9 protein-coding genes are annotated in these 11,896 nt (G+C 63.4%); 2 read left to right on the forward strand and 7 right to left on the reverse strand.

Going from position 1 to position 11,896, the window contains the following annotated elements; genetic code table 11:
• Nucleotides 1-1,686 (reverse strand): hypothetical protein, encoded by a 1,686-nt coding sequence (locus tag AC07VS_RS18295; RefSeq protein WP_494751658.1) that lies wholly within the window; start codon nt 1,684-1,686, stop codon nt 1-3.
• A 375-nt stretch (nt 1,687-2,061) separates the two neighbouring features.
• Between AC07VS_RS18295 and AC07VS_RS18300 the strand changes: the two genes are divergently transcribed.
• Nucleotides 2,062-3,555: a hypothetical protein gene (locus AC07VS_RS18300; RefSeq protein WP_494751659.1), complete on the forward strand. Its 1,494-nt coding sequence runs from the start codon at nt 2,062-2,064 to the stop codon at nt 3,553-3,555.
• Nucleotides 3,556-3,596: 41 nt separating this feature from the next.
• Here the strand turns inward: AC07VS_RS18300 and AC07VS_RS18305 are convergent, their stop codons facing one another.
• The 6 genes from AC07VS_RS18305 to AC07VS_RS18330 form a co-directional block, all read right to left on the reverse strand.
• Complete coding sequence (locus tag AC07VS_RS18305; protein ID WP_494751660.1) at nt 3,597-5,453, reverse strand: AMP-dependent synthetase/ligase; 1,857 nt, start codon at nt 5,451-5,453, stop codon at nt 3,597-3,599.
• Nucleotides 5,454-5,456: 3 nt separating this feature from the next.
• Entirely contained in the window at nt 5,457-6,293 is an 837-nt protein-coding gene (locus AC07VS_RS18310; protein WP_492348149.1) for an ABC transporter ATP-binding protein, read from the reverse strand.
• On the reverse strand, nt 6,290-7,135 hold the full coding sequence (locus tag AC07VS_RS18315) for an ABC transporter ATP-binding protein (RefSeq protein ID WP_494751661.1): 846 nt from the start codon (nt 7,133-7,135) through the stop codon (nt 6,290-6,292). The genes AC07VS_RS18310 and AC07VS_RS18315 overlap by 4 nt, the downstream gene beginning before the upstream one ends.
• 246 nt (nt 7,136-7,381) lie before the next feature.
• Nucleotides 7,382-8,458: a branched-chain amino acid ABC transporter permease gene (locus tag AC07VS_RS18320; protein ID WP_492348151.1), complete on the reverse strand. Its 1,077-nt coding sequence runs from the start codon at nt 8,456-8,458 to the stop codon at nt 7,382-7,384.
• A 6-nt stretch (nt 8,459-8,464) separates the two neighbouring features.
• A complete protein-coding gene (locus AC07VS_RS18325; RefSeq protein WP_492348152.1) occupies nt 8,465-9,340 on the reverse strand; it encodes a branched-chain amino acid ABC transporter permease in 876 nt (291 codons plus the stop codon).
• Between the two features lie 234 nt (nt 9,341-9,574).
• The gene (locus AC07VS_RS18330) at nt 9,575-9,994 is read right to left on the reverse strand and encodes an acyl-CoA thioesterase (RefSeq protein WP_492348153.1); all 420 of its coding nucleotides are present in this window, start codon (nt 9,992-9,994) and stop codon (nt 9,575-9,577) included.
• Nucleotides 9,995-10,035: 41 nt separating this feature from the next.
• On the opposite strand from AC07VS_RS18330, the gene AC07VS_RS18335 reads away from it, so the two are divergent.
• Nucleotides 10,036-11,856, forward strand: coding sequence for an ABCB family ABC transporter ATP-binding protein/permease (locus AC07VS_RS18335; protein ID WP_494656886.1), 1,821 nt, complete (start codon nt 10,036-10,038; stop codon nt 11,854-11,856).
• Nucleotides 11,857-11,896: the final 40 nt, after the last annotated feature.

Genomic DNA, 11,896 nt, shown 5'->3' on the forward strand with positions numbered 1-11,896 from the left:
TCAGACTGCAGGAGGGGAGGCCAAGGCTTGGTTCAATGTCCTCACCGCCTGCAAGTAGGGCCCGGGTGCACCGAATTCATCACGGACCCGCAAGCGTTGTACGAAGCCGTGGAAGTAGACGCAACGAAGTGCGATGGGCTGTGGGCCATGGTTGATCAAGGTGATTCGGGCCTGTCGCCAGTTCACCAGTTGTCCAGGGACCGTGAAGCGCAGTTCTGCTGAGGCAAGCCTTGTGCCGGTCAACGGTTGATCATCGAACAGGGCCTGCAGTGCGCTGGCTTGGTTGGGGTCGTCCAGCACCACGTCGCATGTGAAATCTCGGTAGGCACCTTGAACAGCCTGGGCCCTCATTTCGGGTTGGAAGGTCTGGCTGAGACGGGCGCCTGGGCGCAGCACAGCCATCGCGGGGCCGGTGGTGAATGTGACGTCGTCAAGGGAATCAAGAGCCCAGGCCGCACCTTGGCGCTGGAAGCTGGGATTCACGAGCCAATTCTCCCGGTAGTCCCGATAAGCCCACAGCCAGTAGCCGCACGTTTCCTGTCGGATCAGGTCGGCGCTGCCGGAAATGAAAGAGGGCATCTCATCGTCACGGATGCGGGCGTTGTGATCCGCGAAATCCAGGGTTTCGTCAGTGAAGTTGAACTGGTCGATGATGGGCCTCTGCGGGCCTTTGAATCGCCGTAACAGATGGCGCAGCCCATCCTGCGCGGTCTGGGCACTGATGCGCTCGCCCTGATTGGCCATGCCATAGAAGGGGCCCCAATAAAGATAACGGGGACCTGGCCAGTCATCGAACAGGTCGAAGTGGACCCACTCTGTCGTCCCCGAGGGGCCAGGAACGGGGTAGGCATCAACGCGCACTTCGATTCCCAGTTCAGGGAAGTGTGGTGCGCAGGCACCGAGTACGCGCTCGCGCAACACGTGGTCGAAGAACGCGATCCACAGCCGCATACCGGGGCTGTGGTGCGGGGGCACACCCCAAACGCCGCCATCGCAGGGCAGGTTCAGTTCACTGGCCAGTTGGTTGTACTGCTGTCGGTGGATCCAATCGGAAAATCCAGAATCACGCCCCACACGCATCCGGGCGTCGTCGTCCCAACTGGGGGGGCCCTGAAAGCAAGGCCAGAAGTCTTCCCAGGTCAGCAGGGCACCGCTCCAGGCCGGATGGCCCAGGACCGCCTTGGCCAGCGCCTGGGCCTGTTCGCCTAGGCGTGTCACGCCTTGCTCTGGCTGGTGCAGCAAGGCGTATTGGCGATCATGCCGGATGGCCTCCAGGGTAGCCACCGGGCTGTGACCATAGAACAGCCGTCCTTTGACTTTCAGGCCTGCATGCCCTGCGTGGTCCATCAGTGTCAGCAGCCGTCCAAGGTACCAGGGGTGCAATTCGAACTGGTCAGGATGTTCGAACAGTGCATGCCAGGGCAGGAGCAGGCAAACGGTGTCGAAGCCATCGTCGCGGATGCCTTGAAACTCCGTTCGCAGATCCTCGGGCCGAAAGGCGTCCAGGAAAGAGATTGGATCATGGGCGCCAAAGTAGTGAACTCCCCGGGTCGGGGGCGTCGCGGGTGAAAGACCGTCCGTGGTCTGCAGGCCCGGTCCAGGCACGCCCAACGCAGGCCACAGGAGGTGCTTCAGTGCTTGGAGTGTTGCTTTCAAGTTAGGACGGTTGGTTGGGTCGAGTTTCAAGTTGCTTCAAGTGCTGGTCAGCCATGGAATCGGTGCTCTCGGATATTGGCGCTCGCCCGGCCGAGTGGCACTTTCTCGGAGCCCTGGCGTCGTGTGCCGTCGACGGGGTATGTCACAATTTTGTCATTTACAGCTTGTGCAGGCCGCTGCTGCCAGACCGATCTAAGTCAGCATTTTCGTTCCCCAAGCCTGCTTTGTCTTGACTCCTTTTCTTACCATTGAGTTCTTTTGATTGATCACACGCTCTCCGATTCGAGGCCCCACCGTCTAGCCTGGGTGTCAGGGCATCTCCGCAGGATGCTGGGGGGCCGTTCCAAGGCCAAAGATTCCGGTTCCTTCAGCCGGGGTGTGCATTATTTCGGCAGCCATGACCCCGTGAGTTTTCTGGATGCCTTCAGGCCAGAAGATCTACGGGCAGATTTCCAGGCCATCCGCCGCGATGGATTTGACACCGTGTGTGTCTTGCTGCCCTGGCACGCCCTGTTTCCGGATGCTGCCAGTCCTGAGTTGGACCCTTGGCATGCCCGGCGCCTGGACCGCCTGCTTTCAGAGGCTGGCCGGGCAGGCCTGCGTGTGCACGGGCGTCTGTTCTATGCATACAGCTCGGATGTCACGCCAGAAGTGTCTCATCATGAGCGACAACTGGCTTTTTTGATGTGCCCAGCCAGGTCTGTGGCGCGGATGAAAGCACAGGCTGATTGTTTGGCGCGTTGGGTGAATCGGCACAAGGCCTGGGGCGGGGGCTTTGTCACCTGGGAAGACTTCTGGCCTTGTTTTGAAACGCCTCCCCACTGGCCGGAATCACAACGCCATGAATTGGCCATGCGCTCGGGCTTTTCTGACTGGGTCGATCAGCAGGGCCTTGCATCGTTGGCACGGCAGTTGGAGTTGCCCGCTAACGGCCAGGTCTGGATCGTGCCGACGCACCGCAGCCCTGGCATGCAGTTGTGGGTGAAGTTTTTTGATCACCTGCTGCGTCACCGCGTGATGGCGGCTTGCCTGTCTGCATTCCCGGATTTGGGTGTGGAGGTGCGAATCGACGCCTATCCCGTGCCCACTCCGAATGGTCAGACTGAGTGGCTACATTTCGATCTGTTCGATGATTGGCATGGCCCACGCTACCTGTATTGGGGCCCATTCCATGGCATGGTCAACCAGGGCGAGCAACTTGACGCCACCGCAGCACTGCAGGGTTTGAGTCGTTTGATGCAGCGATTCGGTGGGGCCCGTCGTCCCGTGATTGATCAATTCAACTTCACAGACGAAACCTTGTTGTTTGCCAGCCAAAATGCGCGCCTGCGTGCTGATCAGGTGAATCCCTTCATCTTGGAAAGCGCATCCTTGTTGCGTGAGCAATCGGCGGGGTGCTGGCTCTGGGCCTATCGAGACTATCGAGAGAACTGGCTGGTCAACTCCAGCTTTCAACAAGGCAGCTTGGCATGGGGAGGCAGTGCACGATTCGACACCTGGACGAAGACAGCGTGGCTGAAGCCGGGCACAGAACTGACGCAAGCCCTGAGACCCTGCTTGAGGGCACAGGCCCCACAGGACCATTACGGCGACTTCAAGTGTGATGTTGAGGTGGGCAGCGAGGCTGATGCAAGCCGTCTGAGGCTATGCCTCGGGTCATACGCGGGGGAGGCTAGATCATTGGGTGGTGGTCGCTGGCGTTTTGATCTTCCGAATTCTGCGTTGGACTGGCAGGCCTGCACCTTCATTTTGAGCCACGCTGGCAAGCAGGCACTTCAAGTCAAGAGCCTGTATTTATATGGCTTTGTCCAACGTCTAGGTGTGCGAGATGAGTTGGGGCAACCTGGTCCTCATTTGCAAGCCATGCAATCGTTGAACCAGGCCTTGCGCGCAGTCTGACGGTTGAATCTGAATCCTGCGCACTGAACCGACCTCGGCTTTCAACGGTACATCGCCTCAATCCGCTCGGCGTACTTCTTCTGCACCAGTTGGCGCTTGAGCTTCATGGTGGGGGTCAGCTCTTCGTCCTCGGCGCTGAGCTGGGTGTCGAGCAGGAAGAACTTCTTGATCTGTTCGACGCGGGCGAAGCGGGTGTTCACCTGGTCGATCACGCCCTGGATCAGCTGCTGCACTTCGGCGGCTCGGGTCAGGCTGGCGTAGTTGCTGAAGGGCACGTCGTGGTCCTGGGCGTACTTCTCGACGTTCTCCTGGTCGATCATGATGATCACGGTCAGGTAGGGGCGGCGGTCGCCGATCACCACCGCGTCGGTGATGTAGGGCGAGAACTTGAGTTCATTCTCGAGTTCGCTCGGGGTGATGTTCTTGCCACCGGCGGTGATGATGATGTCCTTCATGCGGTCGGTGATGCGGTAGTAGCCGTCGGCATCAACCTGACCCACGTCGCCGGTGTGCAGCCAGCCGTCGGGGGTGATGGTCTCGGCGGTCTTTTCGGGCAGGTTCAGGTAGCCCTTGAAGACGTTGGGGCCCCGCACCAGGATTTCGCCGGTGGCGGGGTCCAGCCGCACTTCGTTGTAGCCGGCAGCCGGGCCGATCGAGCCAGGTTTGATGCGCGTGGCCGGCACGCCCGTGGCGGCGCCACAGGTCTCGGTCATGCCCCAGACCTCCAGCATGGGGACGCCGAGGGCCAGGTACCACTTGACCAGTTCAGGTGAGATGGGGGCGGCCCCGGTCACCAGGAAACGCGCGCGATGGATACCGATCAGCTTGCGCACGTTGTCCAGCGCCAGCCAGCGCGCCAGTGTGAACTGGGCTTTGAGGGCCGTGCTCACGGGCTGGCCGGCCAGCACCCGGTCGGCGATGCGCGTGCCGACGTCGATGGCCCAGGCATACACGGCCTGCTGCAAGGCGCTGGATTCCTTCAACGCGATCATCACGCCTGAATAGAACTTCTCCCATACCCGGGGTACGGCGGTGAACACGGTCGGCGCGATTTCGCGCACGTTTTCGGGCACGGTCTCGGGGTTTTCGACAAAGTTGAGCCGGGTGCCGGTGTACAGCGAAAAGTACTCGCCGCCCAGGCGCTCTGCGATGTGGCACAGGGGCAGAAAGCACATCGCCTCGTCGTGCTCGTCACGCGCGATCAGGGTGTTGTAGCCACGCACGGTGTAGACCAGGCCGGCGTGGGTGTGCATGGCCCCTTTGGGCTTGCCGGTGGTGCCCGAGGTGTAGACCAGGATGGCCAGGTCCTCGGGGCGGCAGGCCTGAACGCGGCGCTCCAGCTCGCCCGCGTGCTGCTGCAGGTGGGCGCGGCCGCGCTCGCGCAGCGCGTCCAGGCTGATCACGCCGGGGTCTGCCAGTTCGCGCAGGCCCTTCATGTCAAAAACCACGATCTGGCGCAACAGGGGCAAACGCTCGCGCACCTCCAGTGCCTTGTCGAGCTGTTCGTCGTCTTCCACGAACAGCACGGTGGTGCGCGAGTCTTCGCACAGGTAGTGCACCTGGGGGGCGGCGTCCGTGGGGTAGATGCCATTGGCCACGCCGCCCGCGCTGAGCACGGCGAGATCGGCCAGCACCCATTCGATCACCGTGTTGGACAGGATGGAGGCGGTGTCGCCGGGGGCGAAGCCCAGGCTCATCAGCCCGCCTGCGATCTCGCGCACCGCCTCGGCCGTCTGGGCCCAGGTCCAGCTGCGCCAGATGCCCAGCTCTTTCTGTCGCATCCACACCTGCGGGCCACGGCGCTCGACCGCGTTCCAGAACAGGGCCGGGATGGTGTCGCCCGGCACCACGATGTCGGTGCTGGCTTGCAGGCGGTCGGGTTTCCAGAGTCCGGTCATGGCTTACCTCCAGTTCTTTTTCTTTTTCCAGCGTCGCTCGCCGCGCACGCCTTCGTCTTTGAGGCCGAGGTAGAACTCCTTGATATCGTCCTTCTCGCGCAGGCGTTCGCAGCTGTCTTCCATCACGATGCGCCCGCTTTCCAGCACATAGCCATGGTCGGCGGCGTTCAGCGCCATGTTGGCGTTCTGCTCGACCAGCAAGATGGTGGTGCCGCGTTCGCGGTTGATGCGCACCACGATCTCGAAGATCTCCTTGGTCAGCTTGGGGCTCAGGCCCAGGCTGGGTTCATCGAGCAGGATCAGCGAGGGCTGGGCCATGAGGGCGCGCGAGATGGCCAGCATCTGCTGCTGGCCGCCCGAGAGCAGCCCCGCCTCCTGGGTGGCTCGCTCGCGCAGGATGGGAAAGTAGCCATACACTGCCTCGATGTCGCGCGCCACCGCATCGCGGTCGTGCCGGGTGTAGGCGCCCATCAGCAGGTTGTCGCGCACCGAAAGCAGCGGGAACACCTCGCGTCCTTCGGGCACATGGGACAGGCCCAGGCGCACGATGGCCGAGGGGTCGCGGGCCGTGATGTCCTGGCCGCGGAAGCTGATCGAGCCCTTGCGCGGGTCGATGATGCCGGAGATGGTTTTCAGAATGGTGCTCTTGCCCGCGCCATTGGAGCCCAGCACGGTGGCGATCTCGCCTTCGCGCACCTGCAGGCTGACGCCCCGGATGGCCTTGATCGGGCCGTAGGCGCTTTCCACATTGAGCAGTTGCAGCAGCGCCGGTGCCGCGTCTGCGGTCGGGCTGGGCAGGGCGGAGCGGGCGGTGTCTGGCTGGGCCAGGGTGGCGCTCATGCGGCTTTCCTTTCAAACCGGGCCCCGGTACCGGTGGGCCGGCGCAAGTTGCTCACGTCATCGATGGTGCCCAGGTAGGCCTCGACCACGCCCGGGTGGGTCTGCACGTCGCGCGGGCTGCCCAGGGCCAGCACCTCGCCCTGGTTCATGGCCAGCACCCGGTCGGACACGCGTGAGACCAGGGTCATGTCGTGTTCAACCATCAGCACCGTGATGCCCAGCTCTTTCTGGATGTCCTGGATCCAGTAGGCCATGTCTTCGGTTTCTTCGACGTTGAGGCCGGACGACGGCTCATCGAGCAGCAGCAGGCGTGGCTCGGTGCACAGGGCGCGTGCCAGCTCGACCACCTTGCGCACCCCGTAGGGCAGGCCGGCCACCAGGGCATCGCGGTGGTGTTGCAAGTCCAGCAGGTCGATCACCTCTTCGGCCTTTCGCCGGGCCCGCAGTTCGGCCTCGCGGGTGCGGCGGGTGAAAAACAGATCGCTCCACAGTCCGCTGTCGCGGTGGGTGTGCCGCCCGATCAGCAAGTTGTGCAACACGGTGGCGTGCTCGAACAACTCAATGTTCTGGAAGGTGCGCGCAATGCCCAGTCGGGCGATCTGGTGTGGTGGGCGATCGGTCAGGCGCAACGGGCCCTCGGGGCCGGCGTAGTCGATCTCGCCGCTGGTGGGGGTGTAGATGCGGCTGATCAGGTTGAACACCGTGGTCTTGCCCGCGCCATTGGGCCCGATCAGGGTGAAGACCTCGCCCTGGCGCACCTCGAAGCTGACCTTGTTGACCGCCAGCACACCGCCGAAACGCACGCTGAGATCTCGGGCCGATAGAAGGATGGATGGGTCCATAGGGCAAACCTCAACTTTTTGATTCAGTGAAACACGGTGCGTGAACACGGCAAGCCCTTATCGATCGAAAGGCCGCGGAGCAGGCCACGCCAGCAGACACCGTGGAGCTGGCTTTGCCAGGCCACGGGTGTCGTCCCCCTTGGGGGCTGAGCACTGCGGCTCCGGGCCTGCCTGCGCAGGTCCGGACAGTGCGAAGAGCGTCCGCGTCTCGCGGCCGCACGTAGGCGCGAAGCGACTCAGGGGGGATCATTTCAAACGGTCGGACTTCTGGAAGGACTTCTGGCGCTTGAACATGCCCTTGCGATAGAACGGGAACATCTGCAGCCAGGTGCGCACCTTGAGCCAGCGCCCATACAGGCCCAGGGGCTCGAACAGCACGAAGGCGATCAGCACCACACCGTAGACCAGGCCTTGCAGGCCGGGGGCCTGGGCGATGGCATCCGGCAGCGAATCTTTGGACAGGGCGATCACCTGTGGCATCGAGATCAGGAACAGGGCCCCCAGAAACGCACCATGCACCGAACCCAGGCCGCCGATCACGATCATCAGCAGCAGGTCGATCGACTGCAGGATGTCGAACTGGTCGGGCGAGATGAATTGCAGTTTGTGCGCATACAGCGCCCCGCCCATGCCTGCCAGGGCGGCCGACAGTGCAAACGACAGGCTTTTGTAGCGGGCCAGGTGGATGCCCATGCTCTGGGCTGAAATTTCCGAATCGCGGATGGCCACGAAGGCCCGTCCGGTGGGTGAGCGCAGCAGGTTCAGGATGCCCAGTGTGCTGGCCACGGCGATCACCAGGCAGACAAAGTAGAACGATTCGGCGCTGTCGGCCTTCCAGCCGAAGAAGTCGGGGGCCTGCACATGCTTGCCGGCATTGCCCCCGGTCACGCTCTCCCAGCGGGCGAACACCTCCTCGACGATGAAGCCGAAGGACAGCGTGGCCATGCCCAGGTAGATGCCCTTGACCCGCAAGGCCGGCAGGCCCACCAGCAGGCCCGCGGCGGCCGACAGTGCGGCGGCGCAGGCCAGGGCCAGCGGAAACGGCCAGCCCAGGCCGCACAGTGCGGCCTGCGTATACGCCCCCACCCCCAGGAAAGCGGCATGCCCCATGGAGAACAGGCCCGTGAAGCCTGCCAGCAGCATCAGTCCCAGGCCCACGATGCCGTAGATCAGCACAAAGGTGAGTTGGGCCAGCCAGTACTCGGGCACCAGCCAGGGCGCCGCCAGCAAGGCCAGCAGCAAGAGCCCGTACCAGAAGCGGTGGCCGCCATGTTTGGCCAGGCGGATGTCCTGGTCGTAATCGGTCTTGAACAGAAAGCGCATGGTGGGTCAGACTTTCTTACGCAGCTTGTCGCCGAATAGGCCGTTGGGCTTCAACATCAGCATCAGCAACACCACGATGTAGGCCGCGATGTCCTTGAAGCCTTCGGGCAGGTAGAAGCCCGACAGTGATTCGACGATGCCGATCACCAGCCCGCCGACAATCGCCCCGGGCAGGCTGCCGAAACCCCCGACCACGGCCGCCGGGAAGGCTTTCAGGCCGATGAACCCCATGTTGGCGTGCACGAAGGTGATGGGTGCCAGCAGCAGGCCTGCCACCGAGGCCACGGCCGCGGCCAGCCCCCATACCAGGCCATTGAGTCGTTTCACCGGAATGCCCATGTAGTAGGCCGCCAGCTGGTTCTGCGAGGCCGCCTGCATGGCGATGCCCAGCTTGCTGTAGCGGAACATGGCAAACAAGCCGGTGCACAGCACGGCGGTGGCGGCGATCACCACGGCCTGCTCGGCGTTCAGCACCAGTCCGCCCAGGCTCAGGCTCAGGTCCTTGTAGGGCACGGGCAGGGTGTGGGTTTCTGTGCCGATGTTCGGGATCATCGTGACCAGGCCGCGCAGCACGTAGCCGATCCCGATGGTGAGCATCACCACTGAAAACGCGGGCTGCCCCAGGATGGGGCGCACCACGGCGCGCTCCAGCACGATGCCGAACAGGCCCATCGCCACCAGGGTGGCCGGCACTGCGAGCCAGAAGGGGAAGCCCAGCACCGTCATCAGGCCCAGGCCGCAGAAGGCGCCCAGCATCATCAACTCACCCTGGGCAAAGCTCACGGTTTCAGTGGCCTTGTAGATGAGCACAAAGCCCAGCGCGATCAGGCCGTAGATGCAGCCCTGAGAGACCCCGCTGATCAGCAGTTGCACGAATTGCACATCGGCTCCCCAATGATTTATGCCAAGCGATTGCTTGGCATAAATAATGTAGCGGTGCGGGCCGAGGCCACACACTCGGGGCTAACCCTGAGCATGTGCCATGCATGTGCCATGCATGTGCCATGCATTTGCCAGCGTCGGCCTGCAGGCGCATGTTGAGGCCCGCAGCCGGGCTCTGCCTATCGGGGAAAAGGCGCTATCGCAGTGAGCGCGCCTGAGGTAGAGGAGGCGGCTTCAACTGCGCGGAATCTCGCGCGGGCGGCCCTGCTCATCGATGGCCACATAGGTCAGCGTGGCATGGGTCACCTTGATGTACTGGCCCTGTGACCGGAAGCGCTCGGCAAACACTTCGACCCGCACCGTCATCGAGGTGCGGCCGATGCGCTCCATCGAGGCGTAGAACGACAGGATGTCGCCCACCCGAACGGGTTGCTTGAAGATGAACTCATTCACCGCCACGGTGGCCATGCGGCCCTGGGCGTAGCGCGCCGGCAGCACCGAGCCGGCCAGGTCGACCTGGGCCATGACCCAGCCGCCGAAGATGTCGCCGTTGGCATTGCAGTCGGCTGGCATCGGAATGACCTTGAGCACCAGCTCCTTGTCTTGCGGCAGGGGTTCTTCAAAGGCCCGCTGGGCACTGGGTTGGTCGGACATGGGCACAATCTCTTGGTTTCACAAGCTTGGAATTGTCCCCTATGCGCCGCTCTGGCGAATCCTCACCCCCTGCGTCCATCCCTCAAGGTGACCGTTCACCCTCCCGCGACTGGCAGACGCTGGCACGGCTTTTCCCCTACCTGTGGCAGTACAAATGGCGTGTGCTGGCCGCACTGGGCTTCATGGTGGGGGCGAAGCTGGCCAATGTGGGTGTGCCGGTGCTGCTCAAGTCGCTGGTGGACGCGATGTCGTTCAAGCCGGGCGATCCGCAGGCTGTGCTGGTGGTGCCGGCCGCCTTGCTGCTGGCCTACGGGGGCTTGCGGCTTTCGACCTCGCTGTTCACCGAGCTGCGCGAGCTGGTGTTTGCCAAGGCCACCCAAGGGGCGGCGCGCAGCATCGCGCTGCAGACCTTCGAACACCTGCATGCGCTGAGCCTTCGTTTTCACCTGGAGCGCCAGACCGGCGGCATGACGCGCGACATCGAGCGCGGCGTGCGCGGCATCGAGTCGCTGATCTCGTACTCGCTCTACAGCATCGTGCCCACGCTGATCGAGGTGACCCTGGTGCTGTCCATCCTGGCCGTCAAGTTTGACGTCTGGTTTGCCTGGATCACCCTGGCTGCGCTGGCCTTCTACATTGTGTTCACGGTCAAGGTCACCGAGTGGCGCACCCAGTACCGGCGCCAGGCCAACGAGTTCGATTCGGCGGCCCACACCCGGGCCGTGGATTCGCTGCTCAATTACGAGACCGTCAAGTACTTCAACAACGAGACCTTCGAGGCCCGGCGCTACGACGAAAGCCTGGAGCGCCTGCGCCGTGCCCGGCTGAAGGCTCAGACCACGCTGTCCATGCTCAACACCGGGCAGCAGCTGATCATTGCGGTCGGCCTCGTGGCCATGCTGTGGCGGGCCACCCAGGGCGTGGTCGATGGCCGCATGACGCTGGGCGACCTGGTGATGGTCAACGCCTTCATGATCCAGCTCTATGTGCCCTTGAATTTTCTGGGCGTGATCTACCGTGAGATCAAACAGAGCCTGACCGATCTCGACAAGATGTTCACCCTGATGGAGCGCGAGCGCGAGGTGGCTGATGCGCCGGGCGCCACGCCGCTGCAGCCTGGCGAGGCGCCCGAGCTGCGTTTTGAGAACGTTCACTTCGCCTACGACCCCCAGGGCGGGCGCCCCATCCTCCAGGGCGTGAGCTTTGTCGTGCCGGCTGGCAAGACCGTGGCGGTGGTGGGCCCTTCGGGCTCGGGCAAGTCGACTCTGGCGCGGCTGCTGTATCGCTTTTATGACGTGCAGCAGGGCCGCATCACGATTGGTGGGCTCGATGTCCGCGCCGTGACCCAGGCCAGCGTGCGTCAGGCCATCGGCATCGTGCCGCAGGACACCGTGCTGTTCAACGACACCGTGGCCTACAACATCGCCTATGGCCGCCCCGGCAGCAGCCAGGCCGAGGTGGAGGCGGCCGCCCGCGCGGCCCGCATCCACGACTTCATTGCCGCATCGCCAGCGGGCTACCAGACCCTGGTGGGCGAGCGTGGCCTGAAGCTTTCGGGCGGCGAGAAGCAGCGGGTGGCGATTGCGCGCACGCTGTTGAAAAACCCGCCCATCCTGATCTTTGACGAGGCCACCTCGGCCCTGGATTCGGCCAATGAGCGCGCCATCCAGGCCGAGTTGAGCTCGGTGGCCCGCAACAAGACCTCGCTGGTGATCGCACACCGGCTCTCCACGGTGGTCGATGCGCACGAGATCCTGGTGATGGAGGGCGGCCGCATCATCGAGCGCGGAGCCCATGCAGATTTGCTGGCCCAGCAGGGCCGCTACGCCCGCATGTGGGCGCTGCAGCAAAGCGGTGAGTGATCCGCACCCGGCGCCGATTTGAGTTTTCATTCCTTTGTTT

The sequence above is a fragment of the Curvibacter sp. GW821-FHT01G03 genome, from assembly GCF_059422285.1.